Origin of the sequence: Micromonospora sp. NPDC048887, from assembly GCF_040649715.1 — a bacterium.
In the GTDB taxonomy this organism is placed as follows: Bacteria; Actinomycetota; Actinomycetes; order Mycobacteriales; family Micromonosporaceae; genus Micromonospora.
This window is the reverse complement of record NZ_JBEZGA010000027.1, coordinates 39,063-54,844: the sequence shown is the minus strand read 5'-3', so window position 1 is coordinate 54,844 and position 15,782 is coordinate 39,063. Positions and strand designations below refer to the sequence as shown.

General features: G+C 73.4%; 14 protein-coding genes. 6 read left to right on the top strand and 8 right to left on the bottom strand.

Going from position 1 to position 15,782, the window contains the following annotated elements; translation table 11 throughout:
- Positions 1-3 precede the first annotated feature (3 nt).
- Positions 4-2,004, top strand: coding sequence for a D-glycero-beta-D-manno-heptose 1-phosphate adenylyltransferase (gene rfaE2 / locus AB0C17_RS28190; RefSeq protein ID WP_357481262.1), 2,001 nt, complete (start codon positions 4-6; stop codon positions 2,002-2,004).
- Complete coding sequence (locus AB0C17_RS28185; RefSeq protein ID WP_357481259.1) at positions 2,001-2,873, top strand: glycosyltransferase family A protein; 873 nt, start codon at positions 2,001-2,003, stop codon at positions 2,871-2,873. The genes rfaE2 and AB0C17_RS28185 overlap by 4 nt, the downstream gene beginning before the upstream one ends.
- Here the strand turns inward: AB0C17_RS28185 and AB0C17_RS28180 are convergent.
- From AB0C17_RS28180 to AB0C17_RS28170, 3 genes are all read right to left on the bottom strand, one after another.
- A complete protein-coding gene (locus AB0C17_RS28180; RefSeq protein ID WP_357481273.1) occupies positions 2,848-3,954 on the bottom strand; it encodes a glycosyltransferase family 9 protein in 1,107 nt (368 codons plus the stop codon). The two genes, AB0C17_RS28185 and AB0C17_RS28180, sit on opposite strands and share 26 nt — an antisense overlap.
- 160 nt (positions 3,955-4,114) lie before the next feature.
- A complete protein-coding gene (locus AB0C17_RS28175; RefSeq protein ID WP_357481256.1) occupies positions 4,115-4,651 on the bottom strand; it encodes an Hsp20/alpha crystallin family protein in 537 nt (178 codons plus the stop codon).
- A complete protein-coding gene (locus AB0C17_RS28170; RefSeq protein ID WP_357387526.1) occupies positions 4,648-5,154 on the bottom strand; it encodes a DUF2231 domain-containing protein in 507 nt (168 codons plus the stop codon). The genes AB0C17_RS28175 and AB0C17_RS28170 overlap by 4 nt, the downstream gene beginning before the upstream one ends.
- Before the next feature lie 167 nt (positions 5,155-5,321).
- On the opposite strand from AB0C17_RS28170, the gene AB0C17_RS28165 reads away from it, so the two are divergent.
- The gene (locus tag AB0C17_RS28165; RefSeq protein ID WP_357387524.1) at positions 5,322-5,942 is read left to right on the top strand and encodes a pyridoxamine 5'-phosphate oxidase family protein; all 621 of its coding nucleotides are present in this window, start codon (positions 5,322-5,324) and stop codon (positions 5,940-5,942) included.
- A gap of 1 nt (position 5,943) precedes the next feature.
- On the opposite strand, the gene AB0C17_RS28160 is transcribed toward AB0C17_RS28165, so the two are convergent.
- Positions 5,944-8,118 carry an acyltransferase family protein gene (locus tag AB0C17_RS28160; RefSeq protein WP_357481254.1) on the bottom strand — a complete coding sequence of 725 codons (2,175 nt, stop codon included), beginning with the start codon at positions 8,116-8,118 and terminating at the stop codon, positions 5,944-5,946.
- Positions 8,119-8,250: 132 nt separating this feature from the next.
- On the opposite strand from AB0C17_RS28160, the gene AB0C17_RS28155 reads away from it, so the two are divergent.
- From AB0C17_RS28155 to AB0C17_RS28145, 3 genes are all read left to right on the top strand, one after another.
- Positions 8,251-9,078 carry a TrmH family RNA methyltransferase gene (locus tag AB0C17_RS28155; RefSeq protein ID WP_357387520.1) on the top strand — a complete coding sequence of 276 codons (828 nt, stop codon included), beginning with the start codon at positions 8,251-8,253 and terminating at the stop codon, positions 9,076-9,078.
- Positions 9,079-9,274: 196 nt separating this feature from the next.
- Entirely contained in the window at positions 9,275-10,291 is a 1,017-nt protein-coding gene (locus tag AB0C17_RS28150; protein ID WP_357481251.1) for a hypothetical protein, read from the top strand.
- 272 nt (positions 10,292-10,563) lie between these two features.
- The gene (locus AB0C17_RS28145; RefSeq protein WP_357481249.1) at positions 10,564-11,124 is read left to right on the top strand and encodes a hypothetical protein; all 561 of its coding nucleotides are present in this window, start codon (positions 10,564-10,566) and stop codon (positions 11,122-11,124) included.
- 30 nt (positions 11,125-11,154) lie between these two features.
- Here the strand turns inward: AB0C17_RS28145 and AB0C17_RS28140 are convergent, their stop codons facing one another.
- The 4 genes from AB0C17_RS28140 to AB0C17_RS28125 all read right to left on the bottom strand — a co-directional run bounded on the left by AB0C17_RS28140 (position 11,155) and on the right by AB0C17_RS28125 (position 15,716).
- Entirely contained in the window at positions 11,155-12,726 is a 1,572-nt protein-coding gene (locus AB0C17_RS28140; RefSeq protein ID WP_357387514.1) for an AAA family ATPase, read from the bottom strand.
- Positions 12,727-12,741: 15 nt separating this feature from the next.
- Positions 12,742-13,332, bottom strand: a complete 591-nt coding sequence (locus AB0C17_RS28135; RefSeq protein ID WP_357481246.1) for a hypothetical protein — start codon at positions 13,330-13,332, stop codon at positions 12,742-12,744.
- A gap of 144 nt (positions 13,333-13,476) precedes the next feature.
- Positions 13,477-15,255 carry a hypothetical protein gene (locus AB0C17_RS28130; protein ID WP_357481243.1) on the bottom strand — a complete coding sequence of 593 codons (1,779 nt, stop codon included), beginning with the start codon at positions 15,253-15,255 and terminating at the stop codon, positions 13,477-13,479.
- Positions 15,252-15,716, bottom strand: coding sequence for a hypothetical protein (locus AB0C17_RS28125; protein WP_357481240.1), 465 nt, complete (start codon positions 15,714-15,716; stop codon positions 15,252-15,254). The genes AB0C17_RS28130 and AB0C17_RS28125 overlap by 4 nt, the downstream gene beginning before the upstream one ends.
- Positions 15,717-15,782: the final 66 nt, after the last annotated feature.

Below are 15,782 nucleotides of genomic sequence, written 5' to 3'. Positions count from 1 at the left end.
GGCATGGCAGGAGCAGCAGCGGAAGAGCGCCGGCTCGCCACCGTTGTGGCGAGCTGGCAGCAGCGTCCCGTGCTGGTCGTCGGGGACGCCATGCTGGACGAGTGGCGGTTCGCCGAGTCGGAGCGGCTCTGCCGGGAGGCACCCGCGCCGGTCCTCACCCTGCGGCGGCGGATCTCCGCGGCCGGCGGTGCCGCCAACACGGCGGTGAACGTGGCGGCGCTCGGCGGCCGGGTCGCGCTCGTCGCCCCGGTCGGCGCCGACGTGGCCGGTGACGAACTGCACGACTGCCTGGACCGGGCGGCGGTCTGGGACCGTACGGTGAGCCAGCCGGGCCGGCACACGCCGGTCAAGCGGCGGATGCTCGCGGGCAACCAGATCCTGCTCCGCGAGGACTCCGGCAGCCCGGAGGACGGGCTGGACGCCGACGCCGTGGCCCGCCTGCTCACCGCGCTGCACTGCGCCACCGAGGAGCTGCGCGCGGTGGCCGCCGGGCAGCCGGTCACGCTCGTGGTCTGCGACTACGGCCTGGGCGCGCTGCCCTCGGCGGTACGCGCCTGGCTGGTCGCCAACCGCGACCGGTACGGCACAGTGGCGCTCGACGCGCACGACCTAGCCGACTGGCGCGGGCTGAACCCGACTGTGGTGACGCCGAGCTTCGCCGAGGCGACCCGCCTGCTGGCCCGCGCCGCCGCCGGTTTCGCACACGCCGAGCGGGACGCCGTACCCCATGGAAGTGACCTGCACCTGGACCACCCGGCGGAGGCCGACGGCCCGTCCGAGCTGATGGTGGGCGCCGCGCCCGGTGGATCCGGCGACCGCGCGCCGGGTGGCCCGCACCCGGCCCCGGGCACGCCCGCCGCGCAGGCGCCCGCCGGCCCGACCGGTGAGCCGGTGCCCGGCGAGGAGCGGGTGGCGCTGACCGGGGACGGGCTGAGCGTCACCGGCACCGGCGTGACGGTGAGCGCGGCGGCCGGCGCCGGCGTGGACCGGGCCGTGCTGGCCGAGTCCCGCCTGCCCGAACTGCGCGCGCACACCGGCGCCGACGTGGTGGCGGTGACCCTGGACACCGAGGGCGCGGTGGTCGGCGGCGCCGAGGGCACCCCCCGGCGCAGCCACAGCACCCCGGTCCCGGCCAGCCACGCGGTGGGCGCCGGGGACGCCTACCTGGCGGCCATGACGCTGGCGCTCGCCGCCGACGCGGGACTGCCCACCGCCGCCCAGCTCGCCCAGCTCGCCGCCACCATCACGGTGGCCGACACCGGCACCTGCGTGTGCCGGCGGCAGGACCTGCTGGCCGCGCTCGGCACCGGCGCGGACGAGGGCGGCCACCCGGCTCTGGTGGGCGCGGACGAGCTGGCCGCGCTCGTGGACGAGCACCGGCAGGCCGGGCGGTCGGTGGTGTTCACGAACGGCTGCTTCGACGTGCTGCACCCCGGGCACGTCCGCTACCTGACGCAGGCCCGCGCGCTCGGCGACCTGCTGATCGTGGCGGTCAACTCGGACGGCAGCGTACGGCGGCTCAAGGGCCCGGACCGGCCGGTCAACCCGGTCGAGGACCGGACCGCCCTGCTGGCGGCGCTGGCCTGCGTCGACCACGTGGTGGTCTTCGAGGAGGACTCCCCGGCCCGGCTGATCGAGGCGGTCCGGCCCGACGTCTACGTCAAGGGCGGCGACTACCCGCCGGAGATGGTGCCGGAGGCACCGCTGGTACGGCGGCTGGGCGGGCAGGTGCGCACGCTCGGGTACGTGCCGGACCGCTCCACCTCGGCGATCATCGACCGCATCCGCGCCCAGTCGCACAGCATGGGCGAACGCACCGAGCGGAGCGAGGGCCGTGAGGTCATGCCCGGCGAGCACAGCATGAACGAACGCACCGAGCGAAGCGAGGGCCGTGAGGTCATGCCCGGCGAGCACAGCATGAACGAACGCACCGAGCGGAGCGAGGGCCGTGAGGTCATGCCCGGCGAGCACAGCCCCACCGTGGGCGAGGGCAGGCCGGCGTGACCCGTCCGCTCGACCCGGGCACGCCCGGACGGTTCCGGCAGCACCGGCGGCTCGACGTGCTGATCCCCACCCGCAACCGGCCCGCCGAGCTGGCGGTCACGCTGTCCGGGCTGGCCGCCCAGGAGGGCGTACCCGGCTTCGGCGTGGTCGTCAGCGACCAGTCCGACGGCGAGCCCGCGTACGCGCACCCGGCCGCGGCCACGATGGTCCGGGCGCTGCGCCACCGGGGGCATCCGGTGCTGCTGACCCGGCGGCTGCCCCGGCGTGGCCTGGCCGAGCACCGGTCGTACCTGCTGGCCCAGTCGGCGGCCGACGCGGTGCTCTGCCTCGACGACGACGTGTGGCTGGAGCCGGGCGCGCTGGCCCGCCTGGTCACCGCACTGGACGAGCTGGGCTGCGGGTTCGTCGGCAACGCGGTGCACGGGCTCTCCTACGCCGACGACGTCCGCCCGGACACGCACGAGCACTACGAGGAGTGGACCGGGCCGCCGGTGCCGGAACGCATCCTGCCCGGCACGCCGGAGTGGCACCGGGCGTCCATCCACCCGGCGGCGAACCTGCTGCACATCACCGAGAAGCTGCACCTCGCGGCGGGCGAGTGGCGGGCGTACAAGGTGTCCTGGATCGGCGGGTGCGTGCTCTACGACCGGGCCAAGCTCGTCGACTCCGGCGGCTTCGACTTCTGGGAGCGGCTGCCCGAGCGGCACCAGGGCGAGGACGTGGCCGCGCAGCTCGCCGTGCTGGAGCGCCACGGCGGCGCCGGGGTGCTGCCCAGCGGGGCCTACCACCTGGAGTCGCCGACCACTGTCACCGAACGCGACGTGGAGGCGTGGGAGGTGGTTCTCAGCGAGTCACCGGCGGAGGTGTGAGCAGCTCGCGGGCCGCCTCGACCACCTCGGCGACCGGCACGTCGGCCACGAACGACACCCGGTGCGGACACTCGCCGTCGCCCGGCCGGTGCGGGTAGATCCCGGGTGTGCAGTCCACGCCGCACACCGGGCAGTGGGTGGTCCAGGCGGCGATCGGGCGGTGCCGCCCGCGCAGCGGCGACGCCCCGTTGATCAGGTTGCCGACCCAGAACACGCCCACTGTCGGCGCACCCACGGCGGCGGCCAGGTGCAGCGGGCCGGTGTCGTTGGAGACCACGAGCGCGCAGTCCGCGTAGGCGGCGGCGAGCGCGCCCAGGCTGAGCGTGCCGACCTGGGGACGCACCGGCACGTCGGCCGCCGCCACCACCGCGTCGACCGTCTCCTGCTCGGCCGGGGTGCCGGTGACAAGCACCTCGTACCCGTCTCCGGTCAGCTCGCGGGCGACCTCGGCGAAGCGTTCCGGCGGCCAGCGCCGCCGCGTGTCGGTGGCGCCCGGGTGCAGCGCCACCCGGGGCCGGGTGGCTTCGCCGAGCACGGCGGCGGCCTCCGCCCGGTCGGCGGCGGTGACCGCCAGCGCCGGGGTGATGGTGGTGGCGGGCGCGCCGACCAGCGCGGCCACCTCCAGGTAGCGGATCACCTCGTGCTGGTAGTAGACGTAGCGCAACCACCGGTCCAGCGGCGGCGCGCCCTCGGCCCGCAGCCCGGCGGTGACCCGGGCGCCGAGCCCGGCCACGAGCGGGTTCGAGTTGCCGCCGCCGCCGTGCACCTGCAACGCCAGGTCGAACCGCTCGGCCCGGGCGGCGGCCTGGAACGCCGGCACGTCGCCCGGCGACTCGCCGGGCCCCGGATCGCGGATGCCGGGCGCCGCCGGCACCACAAGCACCCGGTCCACCGGGCCGGGCCGGTCGCGCCAGAGCGCCGCGTGCCACGGCGCTCCGAGCAGCACGATCTCCGCCGACGGGTACGCCGACCGCAGCGCGTCCAGCGCCGGCAGCACGAAGATGAAGTCACCGAGCGCGTTCGCGCGCAGCACGGCGATCCGCTCGACATCGGGCACCCGCTCGCCGACCGGGCCGAGCACCGACGAGTCGCCGCGCGGCGAGCGGGAGCCGGACGACGGCTCCAGGTCGCGGCGCGGCGGCAGACGCGCCGAGCTGGATTCGTCGGACGACGGCTCCAGGTCGCGGCGCGGCGGCAGACGCGCCGAGCTGGAGTCGTCGGACGGGATGGTCACGCGGCTCCTACGGCCTGTCGATCTCGTCGAGCGCGGTGTCCGGGTGGTGCAGTTCGCGGTCCGCGGCCGGGTCGGCGGGCTTCGGCGTACGGTCGGCGGCCGGTCGCGGGCCGGTGCGGCCGACGGTGATGGTGCGCGGCGCGGGCCGGGCCGCCCGGGGCAGGCGCACCCGGAGCAGGCCGTGGTCCATCACCGCGTCGATCCGGTCCGGGTCCACGCGGGACGGCAGGTCCACGCGGTACTCGAAGCCCCGGGTGGTGAAGCCGCCCGGGATGCCGTGGTCGGCGTTCACCTCGGCCTCCGACCGGGCACGTACGCACAACTCCCGGTCGTCCAGCTCGACGGCGACCTCCTCCGGCGCGACGCCGGGCAGCCGGACGACCACCTCCCAGCCGTCGGCCGTCTCGGCCAGGTCCACGTCCTGGCCGCCGGACCGTCCGCCGACCAGCCGGCTCAGCTCCGAACGCAGCGACTGGAGCTCGCCCATCGGATCCCAGCCCTGCTGGCGGCCACGCCAGCCCCGTCCGCCACTCTGTTCCGTCATCGCACGTCTCCGATCCGCCGTGTCGCCGAGGGGGGTCGCAGCGAGCTTGGCGCGTTGAGATCGTGCTCCGGGTCGACGCCGACACCGAGCCGGTCCACCAGTTCGCCGCCGAGCCACGCGCTGACGCCGAGGATCGCCAGGGCGACCACCTCGATGGCGACGAGCGCGCCGCCGGCCGCCCGCGAGTCCGCGTTGAGCCGGACCACCCAGACGGCGGCGAACAGCAGGATGACCGCCACGTTGGCGGCGGCGTGGGTGAGCCCGACCCGCTTGGCGCGGGTGCCGGCCGGCAGGGCGAGCAGGTCGAACGCCCCGGCCGCCGCGGCCAGCAGGCCACCGATCAGACCGACGGTGATGTTCCAGTACGCGACCTCGGCGAGGAAGCCGGGCCCGCCCACGGTGTCCACCAGGTCGAAGATCACCGCGGTCACGAAGAGTGCCACCGGGAACATCACGAGCATCGGATGCACGGGATGGCCGAGCACCTTGAGTCGGCTCTCCATCTCGGCCTCCATCCGTCGCGTCCGGACGCACGCTGCGCACCGGTCCCTACCCGTCGGCCCCGGGGGCAAACCCGGCGCTCGACGCGCTCACCTAGGCTGACCATGGCGGATCGCGGCCCGTCGCGGGGCGGAACCGCCGTCGAGGTCAACGGACGGGGGAGGAAGACGTGACGATCCGGGAGATCACCGACGAGGCGGAACTGCGTGACGTGCTCGGCACGCCGACCGCGCGGGCGCTCGCCAAGGAACGCCGTACGCTGCACGAACGCGACCGGGAGTGGCTGGCCGCCTCGCCGTTCTGCCTGCTCGCCACCGCCGGCGCGGACGGTGCCTGCGACGTCTCCCCCAAGGGTGACCCGCCCGGCTTCGCGCTGGTGCTCGACGACAGCACGATCGCGATTCCGGAGCGGCCCGGCAACCGGCGGGCCGACGGCTACCGCAACATCCTGGCCAACCCGCACGTCGGGCTGATCTTCCTGATCCCCGGCCGCACCGACACCCTGCGGATCAACGGCCGGGCCCGGCTGATCTCCGACGCGCCGTGGTTCGCCGACATGGAGGTCAAGGGCCACCGGCCGGTGCTCGCCGTCGAGGTCGCGATCGAGCAGATCTTCTACCACTGCGCGAAGGCGTTCCTGCGTTCCGAGCTGTGGAAGCCGGAGACGTGGCAGCCGGACGTGCTGCCGACCCGGCCCCGGCTGATCAAGGAGGTGGAGGCCCCGGCGGAGAGCCTGGCCGACCTGGAACACCACTACGGCCCGGACTACGCCCGGAAGCTGTACGTCTGACTCACTCCCGCGGGGTGAAGCGCGCCGGCACGCCGACGTCGGACAGGGCGCGGGCGAGGTGCGGTGCGGTGGTCTTCACGTACGCCGCGCCGATGTGCGAGCCGCCCCGGTAGATGAGCACGTTGCCGAACACCACCGGGCACCTGTCGGTCGGGCAGACGGCGTCGAACAGGTCGATCATCTTGACCTTCGGCGCGCCCGCGACCGCCTGCCGCTGCATCCGGTAGCCCGGGTCCTGGTCGTGGCGCTCCCTGTCGAACGCGCAGGCGGACAGTCGCTTGCGGTTCTTGTCGGCGCAGGCCACCGCCGCCCCCGGGTGCGGGTTGTTCGCCAGGACGACGACGTTGGTGCCGACCGAGTCGAGCTTCTTCCACGAGGCCCGTACGCCGGACACCATCGCGGCGACGGTGGCGCGCTTGCTTGCGCTGTCGAGGGCCGTGGACGCCGACTGCGAGGTGACCACGTAGTCGGGGCGCTCCTGCACCAGGCGTTCCAGCAGCGCGCGGTTCCACTGGATGCAGTCGGTGTAGGGCTTGCCGGACCCGTCGCCCTTGAGCACCTGGGCACTGGTGAAGGCGCATCCGGCCTTCGCCATGATCCGCAGCTTCCAGCCGTTCTGCGCGGCGAGCACCTGGAACGCGGGCAGCCACTGGTCCATCTTCGAGTCGCCGACCAGCGCGACGGTGGTGGCCCCGTTCGGGTCGCCGTACGTGCAGGACAGCACCTCGGCACCCTCGACCTGCTGGAAGCACTTGTCGCGGTTGGTGTCCGGCACGTCCATGAAGCCCTGCCGGATCTGCAGCGGATCCGGGGTGATCACGTCGAACCGCTCCGGGACCGGACCGATCGGCGCGGTGCCCGGTGCTGTCGACAGGAGCGCGGCGCCCGGGGCGTACCGGCTCTTGGTGGTGGTCGCGGCGGCGGCCCACGCGCCCATCAGCACCAGGACCAGGCCGGCGCAGATGCCGGCGAGCGTGAAGTTGCCGCCCAGGCTCAACGCCAGGCGCGGCGACGTGGAGATCTTCCGCGAGTAGCGCAACGGGTTCTCCACCAGCCGGAACGTGAGCCAGGCCGGTACCACCGAGGCGAGCGCCACCACCAGGCCCTGCGTCACCGACAGGTCGCCGAAGTGCGCGGCGGCCACCACGAGCATCGGCCAGTGCCACAGGTACAGCGAGTACGACAGGTCGCCGATCCACTGGAACGGACGCAGGCCGAGCACCATCACCGGCCCCCGGGAGCCGGCTGCGGCGCCGGCCGCGATGACCGCCGCCGCGCCGAGCGTGGGCAGCGCCGCCGCGTATCCCGGCCACGCGGTCTTGCCGCTGACCAGCAGCGCCGCCACCACGATCGCGGCGAGGCCGAGCCACCCGAGGACGAGCGCCACCGACCGGGGCATCCGCGTGGCGCGGACCGCCAGCAGCGCTACCGCCGCGCCGACCGCCAGCTCCCACAGCCGGGTGGTGGAGACGAAGAACGCCCGCTCCGGCGAGTTCGCCGTCTCGACGATCGACCAGACGAACGACGGCACCGCCAGCACCGCGAGACCGGCCCACAGGACCGGCCGTACGTTCGCCCGCCGGAGCTTGCGCGCGGCGAGGAGGGCCAGCACGATCAGCAGCGGCCAGAGCAGGTAGAACTGCTCCTCCACGGCGAGTGACCAGAAGTGCTGCACCGGCGACGGCGCGACGTCCTCGGCCAGGTAGTCGACAGCGCGGTCGGCGAACCGCCAGTTGACGACGTAGGTCGCCGCGGCGGCGATGTCACCGCCGATGACCTGCCACTCACCCCGGGGTACGAACAGCCGGACCGCGACGGCGGTGGCCGCCAGCACCACCGTGGCGGCGGGCAGGATCCGCTTGGCCCGGCGCGCGTAGAAGCCGGTGAGCGAGACCCGCCCGCTTCGCTCGATCTCGGAGATGAGCTGCCCGGTGATGAGGAAACCGGAGATCACGAAGAAGACGTCGACGCCGACGAAGCCACCGGGGATGAACGGCAGCCCGGCGTGGTAGAGCAGCACCAGCCCCACCGCGACGGCCCGGAGCCCGGCGACGTCGGCCCGGAACCGGCTCGGCGTCGTCTCCCGGCCCGGCTCGCGCCCGGTCGCCGTACCGGCCGGCCCCTGGTCCGGTGAACCCTCCCGATCGGCAACCTTCGTCAACGGCGGGGAAGTCATCGCGATCCTCAAACTCTGCGGGCTGGGGCCAGGGAACGATAACGGCTCGTCAGGCGGGGGGACAATCACGCCGCTCCGCCTCGATCGCATCCGGTGGGTGGCCCGGGCCTGCGATGAGGTTGAATCGGCGACGTGGCGAAGACCCTGACGATCACCACCCGGAACGCGAGCTTCCAGCAGTGGCAGGCGCTGCTGACCAACCGCACCAAGCGGCAGCGCTCCGGGGAGTTCCTGGTCCAGGGGGTACGCCCGATCACCGTGGCCCTGGAGCAGGGCTGGGAGATCCGCGCCCTCCTGCACCCGGACCGGCAGCCCCTGTCCCGCTGGTGCCGCGACCTGCTCGACCGCGCCGACGCCCGGCGGGTCGCGCTCGCGCCGGAGCTGATGCGGGAACTGAGCGGCAAGGAGGAGGAGTCCCCCGAGCTGCTGGCCGTCGTGGCGCAGCCCGCCGACGACCTGGCCCGCATCCCGGCCGGGCCGGCCATGCTCGTGGTGGTCTTCGACCGCCCCAAGACCCCCGGCAACATCGGCACCCTGATCCGCTCCGCCGACGCCTTCGGCGCCTCCGGCGTGATCGTCACCGGCCACGCCGCCGACCCGTACGACCCGAAGGCGGTCCGGGCCAGCACCGGGTCGCTGTTCGCCGTACCCGTGGTGCGCGTCGCCAGCCACCGCGAGGTTCTGGACTGGGTCGCCGCGGTCCGCGCGGACGGGCTGCCGCAGGTCCAGATCATCGGTACGGACGAGCACGGGGACGTGGACGTCGCCGAGCACGACCTGACCGGCCCCACTCTCCTGCTGGTCGGCAACGAGACGCACGGGCTGAGCAAGGGCTGGCAGGAGGCCAGCGACCGGATGGTGCGCATCCCCATCGTGGGGGCGGCGAGTTCGCTGAACGCGGCGGCGGCCGGAACGGTGGCGCTGTACGAGGCCGCGCGGCAGCGCGCGAAGCAGCGGTAACCCGAGAGGGCCGGGCCGATTCCGACATGGGTCGGGATGGGGACCGGCCGTCCAGGCGACTGTCGATGCCGACCGTCCCGTCGGCATCAACACTGATCGGTGAATGGTCACCGGCTCGGTGGATGTCGGCGACGCTGCGTACAACTAGCTTCGGAGACGGCCCACACGACGACTCGGCGATCCGGCAAGGGGTGCCATGACCGATCACGAACCGGCTGCGGGAGCGTGGGACCTGACCTCGCTGCTGTCCACGCAGCCGGCTCCCTCGGCGGATCCCCCGGCAGCCGAGCCGCCTCCCCGGCCGGCCACGCCTCCCCGCCCCGAGCAGGCCCCGGCCGCCGACACCCCGATCGTCGACACCCCGCCCGACGACACCCCGCCCGACGACACCACGGCACCGATCACGCCCGCCGAACCCGCCTCCCCGCCGTCGCCGGCGGCGGATGCGGATGCGGATGCGGAAAGCACTCCGGTGTGGATCCGGGATGCCGCGACGACGCCCGCGCCGGACGCCCCGCCGAGCCGGTCCGTCGACCAGCCGGACCAGCCGGTGTACCCCACCGTCCCGAACCGGCGTGTGGTGCTGGTCGGTGGCGCCGTCGCCGCGGTGCTCCTGGCGGCGGTCGGCGGGGTCACCGCCGTGACGATGGCGAACCAGGGCGACCGGCAGACGCAGCCTCCGGCCGCTGCCCCGTCGCCGCCCGACGCCGGGTTCACCGAGTTCCCGGCCACGACCACCACCGGCGATGCGCCCCTGCCCGAGTCCACGCCGGCCGAGCCGGGCCCCGAGCCCTCGACCGACCCGGAGGCCGAAGCGCTCGCGCAACTGGAGCAGCTACGCCAGCAGGACGCCCTCACGACGGTGTTCGACGGCCGGTTCGTCGCACAGCTCGCGTCGAAGAGTGTGGGCATCGTGGATCCGCTTCAGACCACCGCCGCCGGTTCGCACACCTTCACCGCGGCTGACATCCTGGCCGAGCACCTGGCTCTGCGGTCCGCCCCGAGCCGGGGCACGAGCGTGGTGCTCGTACTCAGCACCGACTTCGGCAAGCGGCAGCTCTACCAGGGCAACCCCCTGTGGGTCACGTTCGCGCTCGGTGACTTCCCCACCCGGGAGTCGGTCCAGCGCTGGTGTGCGAAACGGTTTCCCGGACTGACCGGGGACCGGCTGACCAACCAGTGCACGGCACGGAAACTCGAGGCGCACCAGTGAGTGACGTTCCACCGTGGGCGCGCGCTCGGCGGCGTACGGGGACGAAGCCGTCATCCCCGCCGCCACCGACGAACAGGCGGCGTGTCCTCGGACCGGCCGGCGACGCGGACCCGGCACACACCGGACCACCACCGTTCGACGGAGCCGGCTCCGGCAGACGGGCACCCGGCCCGGCCGGAGCCGGCCCGCCGAGCGGTGAGCGCACCTCCACCAGCGCACCACCAGCGTCCGCACCGCGACCACAGACGCCCACCACAACGGCCGGTCCGCTCGTGGGAGTCCTTCTGGGGCCGGTCCAGCCGGACGTCGAGACCCGCCGGTTCCGCGGCGCCATCGTGCTCTCCTGCGCTGCCGTGCTGACGATCGTGCTGACCGCGGTGCGTGCCGCCCTGGGCAGCCTGGACGGCGTCATCGTCGCCGCCGGACTGCTCGTGCCGCTCGCGCTGGCCGCCGCCGGCCTGGCCGCGGCGCGGCTCAGCCGCCGGTACGCACGCGGCAGGCAGGACGGCGACGTCACGGTCCGCCGGTTCCGGATCCGGTCTCCCGACGGCGGAACCCATTGGTACGCGCTCCAAGGCAGCGTGCCCGACGAGGCCCTGCGCGCCGGTGACATCGTCCGGGCCAGGCGGGGCCGGCGGGGCCGGCGGGCGGACGTGGCGGTGGTACGCGAACTCGACGTCCTCGCCACGCTGGAGGGCCCGGTGATCCGGCACGTCCGGGGCCGGCCCGGAAGCGCGTATCTCGTGCGGGCGTGGGTCGACCGCCTCTGCCTGATCGTCGCTTCGCTGGTCGGCGGTGGCGCCCTCGTGCTGGCAGCCGGCCTGCTGGCATGAGTGCACGCGCCCGCCGCACCGGGCGCGGGCTCAGTCGCCGAACACCACCACCCGCCGGCCCTGCGCCGGGCCGCCGGACGGGCCCGCGGCGGCACCGGGCGCCCGGCCCGCCGGCACCGCCCGTTCCCGGCCCCAGCCACGGATCTCCTCGATCTGCTCCGGGTTGGTCCGGCTGAGCGGGAACGTGTTGGCGAACGTGTCGGTGACGAACTCGCTGCGCAGGGCGGCCGCCCCACCGTTCAGCATGACCTCGGCGCCCACCTCGTGCAGGGCCGACTCGATGTCGCTGCCGGCGAACCCGTCGGACATGCCGACCAGCTTGTCGAGCAGTTCCGGTTGCGGCTCCTGCCCGACGTAACGCCGGTAGTACATGGCGATGATCTCGCGACGGTCCTCGTCGTCCGGCAGGTCGACGAAGAACAGCTCGTCGAACCGTCCCTTACGCAGCAGCTCCGGTGGCAGCGAGCGGACGTCGTTCGAGGTGGCGACCACGAACACCCGGTGCGCCGACTCCTGGAGCCAGAACAGGAACTGGCCGACCAGGCGGCGGCCCACACCGGTGCTGTCGTGCTGACCGGCGAGGCCCTTCTCGATCTCGTCGATCCAGAGCACGCAGGGCGCGACCCGGTCGGCCGTCTCCAGCGCCTCCCGCAACCGGCCCTCGGACTGGCCGACGTACTGGCCGAGGATCGCGGCGAAGTCGAGACGGTACAGCGGCAGGCGCCACTCACCCGCGATCGCCTTGGCCGACAGCGACTTGCCGCAGCCGGGAACGCCGACCAGCAGTACGCCCCGCGGCGGGCGCAACTCGCTGCCGCGCAGGTCGGCGACCATCAGCTTGTGTTTGCGGCGTAGCCAGTCCCGCAGGCTGGTGAGCCCGCCGACCTGGCGGTCGGCTTCTCTGAGGCGTACCCGTTCCAGGCCGGCCAGCGACCCGAAGTGCTTGTCCTTGAACTCGGCGAGGTGCTCGACGTCGCTGGTCTCGACGCTGCCGCGGGTCACCAGCGTGGCCATCACGTTGATCGCGGTGCCCTCCGGCACCCCGACCAGGAACTCGGCCGCGCGGCGGGCGTCCTGCTCGGTCCACGCGATCGGCACGATCCCGTGGTGGTCCCGCAGGAACTCGACGATCACCTCGTACATCTCGTCGGCGTCGGGCAGGTCCAGCGTGACGGACATGCCGAGCCGGCTCAGCCCGCTCCACATCGGGGTGTCCGAGATGACCACGAGGCTGCCGGAGTTGGCGTCGGCGAGCCGGGCGAGCTCGGCGACGTGCCGGGTCACCGAGTTGTCGCCGCTGAGGTCCTCCGGGTCGACGAAGATCACGGTGGCCTGCGCCCGGCTGGTGAACTGCTGCGCGGCGAACTCGAGCGCGCCGGTCAGCGACCGGTCCTCCAGGGCCGGGGCGTTGTGCCGCAGGTCGCGTACCCCGGTGGCACGGGTGTAGATCCAGAACGGGAGCGCGGACCGTTTCGGGTTGGTCGCCATCTGCCGGACCAGGCGCAGCGCGCGGGTCTGTTCGATGGTGCGCACCCCGATGATCGGCACCCGGGCGGCGATGTAGCTGTCCAGGTCACGCAGGGATTCGGCGTAGTTCGACACGATGCCTCGGCTTCGTCAAATGATCACCCGGCGCGTCGGCCGGTGCGTGGGGGCGATGTCCCAGCCACCCCCGGGGGCGGCCGGCGTGGTGGTGAGGGCGTTCTCGCGTACGGTGCGCAGCCGGGCCTCGACGGCGGCCCGCGGCGTGCCGGTACGTTCCAGCCGCACGATCTGGTCTTCGAGCGACGTCTGCAGGGACCGCACCTGGGCCTCGATCGTCTCGACGAGTCGTTGGCGCAGCTCGCCGGGGAGTCCGGGGTGTCCGGCGACCGCCCGGATGGGCGCCAGCCGGGCCCGCGCGTCGTGCATGGCACGGGCCGCGGAGAACTCGTCCCGGGCCCCGCTCAGCTCCCGCGACAGCAGGTCGGCACCCGCTTGCAGGCGCTGCGAGAGGGCGTCGGTGAGCCGGAGGACGAACCGTTCCCAGTTGTCGCCGTGCAGGTCGTCGTCGGCGATCGCGGGCAGGGCCGCCGGATCCGGGGTGGCGCCGGCGGCCCAGTTCTCCAGGAAGGCGGCCCACGCGGCGTAGTGGCCGCCGGTGGCGTACACGATCAGCTCCGCCGTGAACGCTGGACCAGGATCTCGCCGGGCGGCAGCGGATCCCACGACGGCAGGCTCGTGACCATCCGGCGAACCCGGCTGGTGGAGCGGGGCTGCTGCGGCGCGGACTGGCGTGCCCACGGCACCGTGGCATCGCCGGTGCGCTGCCCCGGTACTGACGATGCGGTCGGATCGGGTTTTCCGGTCACCTCAGGCTCCTCCGGTGGCATCTGCTTCGCCGGCCACCCGGCGTTCGAAGGGGGACGCGGCGGCGCCCGACCGGGACAGGTCCTCGATGAGCGCGCGTACCGCTGGTTCCTTGCTGTCGGCGGCACGGAACGCGGTCGACCAGTCGGTCACCTCCGCGCTCGCGGCACGCAGTTGCAGGATCGAGTCGTGCTTGGCCTTGGCGATGAACCGGGCCGCCTCCTGCTGCCGGGTCGCGGCCGTCTGCGATCGCACGTAGAGCACCAGGAACCAGATGCCCGCGGTGGCCAGACCGAACAGGATGCCGGCGGCCTGCAGGCAGAGCGTGAACACGACGAGCACGGCGGCGCTGACGATCCCGGGAATGATCGACTGCTTCATCCAGTCGAACCCGAGACTGGCCAGGTACGGCTGGGAGGTGCGGTCCCAGTGCTGGGCGAGCGACTGCTCCAGCTCGGGAAGCGGCCTGGTGAACGAGCCGACCCAGCGGGGCAGCTGGAAGACGCGTGCGCCTGGGTTGTGGGTGCTCTGGAAGACCGCTTCGACGTTGGCCGGCAGGCCCTGCCGGTAGCTCATGCTGAACTCGGCGTGCGCCGTGGCGAACCAGTCGTGGCAGAACGCCACCGCCATCCGCTGCGTCGATCGGGAGACGCCGATGCCGGCCGGGTTGAGCGCCGACTCGGACTGGATGGTCAGGTAGTCCAGCGTGGTCTCCAGGGCCGCGAGGTCGGCCGGCACATCCTGCTGCGCGGCGGCCAGGTCACCCTGGTGCCGGATGATCGCCTCGTTCAGCGCGTAATCCCGGCGCAGCGGCAGTTCCTCGTCGTCGTACTCGTTCACCAGCTGGTCGAGGATGTCGTCGACGGCGTCCTCCAGCTGACCGGCCACCACGGGCTCCTCCGCCGCCAGCGCCGCGTACTTCGTGATCAGGTTCTGGTGCGCGCCGGCCCGGGCCAGCGCCTCGGCCATCGCCGGGAACTGCGGCGAGAGCGCGGCGAGGCGGGGGAACCGCTCCGGCGTGGGTGCCGCCACGTGCCGCTCGACCTCGGCACGCCACCGGTCCACCTGGGCCCGCCGCATCGCGTCGTCGTCGAGAAGCTGCGCCTGCCAGGCCTCCAGCCGCTCCTGCACCATCTCAAGGCCGGCCGGCCCGAACGCCCCCTGCGCGACGCACTCCAGCACCACCGCGAAGTGCCGGCCCAGCCTGGTCGGGTCCTGCGCGGCGAGGTACTGCCGCAGCCAGCGCACCGAGCTCTCCCGCCGGCCCTGCCGGCGCAGGACGAGCGCCATGAACAGCGACGTACGCCCGGGCGAGCGCCGGAACGCCTCCTGGATCGCCCGGTCGCACAGATCCGGCTCGTCGCCGGCCCACGCACCCAGCGCGACCAGGGCCGGAGCCAGCCAGTACCGGGGATTCTGGATCATGAGCTGCTCGCTGACCGAGCGGACGGTCTCCTCGGAGAGCAGGCCGACGTCGAAGCCCTGGAGCACACCGACCGCCGAGCGGCGGACCACCTTGTGGTGGCCGAACTGATACTCGAGCCGGCTCTCGATGGTGCCCTTGTTGGTCAGCGCGTTCTGGAGGTTGTCGGCCTTCCGCGCCTCCAGCACGAATCGCTGGAAGTCCGCGATGAGCCGGGCCAGCTCGTTGTGTGTCTCGTCGGCACGCTGTCCCACGCTGGCCACCTGGCCGCTGACCAGGTCGATGCGGGTGTTGAGTTGCACCGTCAGGTTCTCGAGGCGGCTCAACTGGCGGGACAGGGCCAGGTCGTTCGTGCTCACGATCGTCCTTCCGATCCGCCGACGACGGAGCCGTCGGGCAGTACGGGATGCAGGGTGCCGCCGGCGTAGACCTCGATGTACGCGTACGCGCCGGTCCGGGCGAGCATCCGCGCCTGCGCGAACGGCTCCGGCATCACGTCGCCCGGGGCGTAGTGCTCGACGATGGAGTGGAACAGGTCCAGCCGGTGGTCGACGTACGGCGGACCCAGATAGCAGGTGGCGACGAAGCCGAGCGGCACGTCGCCGAACTCGCGCTCGTACTCGTCACGCACCCACTTGGCCAGTTCGGCCCGCGCGCCGGCGTCGAGGTGACCGTCGAGGCGCCGGACCGCTTCGAAGAGGCCGGCGTGCCGCCGCTTGCGCGTGTCCCGGCTGGTGGCCTGTCGTTGACGACCGAGTCCGGTGACGTCGAGTTTCGCGTTCAACGGCGCCTCGACCCGACGCCGGTGTGCGGATTCCATTATTCCTGGACCTCGGATTCTTCCAATTCGGAACGTGTACGCCAGACTTCGTCGTATCGATACGGA

Bases quoted from the DNA above. Each gene is read 5' to 3' on its own strand.
- rfaE2 (WP_357481262.1), top strand. From the start codon at position 4: ATGGCAGGAGCAGCAGCGGAAGAGCGCCGGCTCGCCACCGTTGTGGCG.
- AB0C17_RS28175 (WP_357481256.1), bottom strand. From the start codon at position 4,651: ATGACGGAACAGAGTGGCGGACGGGGCTGGCGTGGCCGCCAGCAGGGC.
- AB0C17_RS28170 (WP_357387526.1), bottom strand. From the start codon at position 5,154: ATGGAGAGCCGACTCAAGGTGCTCGGCCATCCCGTGCATCCGATGCTC.
- AB0C17_RS28160 (WP_357481254.1), bottom strand. From the start codon at position 8,118: ATGACTTCCCCGCCGTTGACGAAGGTTGCCGATCGGGAGGGTTCACCG.
- AB0C17_RS28150 (WP_357481251.1), top strand. From the start codon at position 9,275: ATGACCGATCACGAACCGGCTGCGGGAGCGTGGGACCTGACCTCGCTG.
- AB0C17_RS28125 (WP_357481240.1), bottom strand. From the start codon at position 15,716: ATGGAATCCGCACACCGGCGTCGGGTCGAGGCGCCGTTGAACGCGAAA.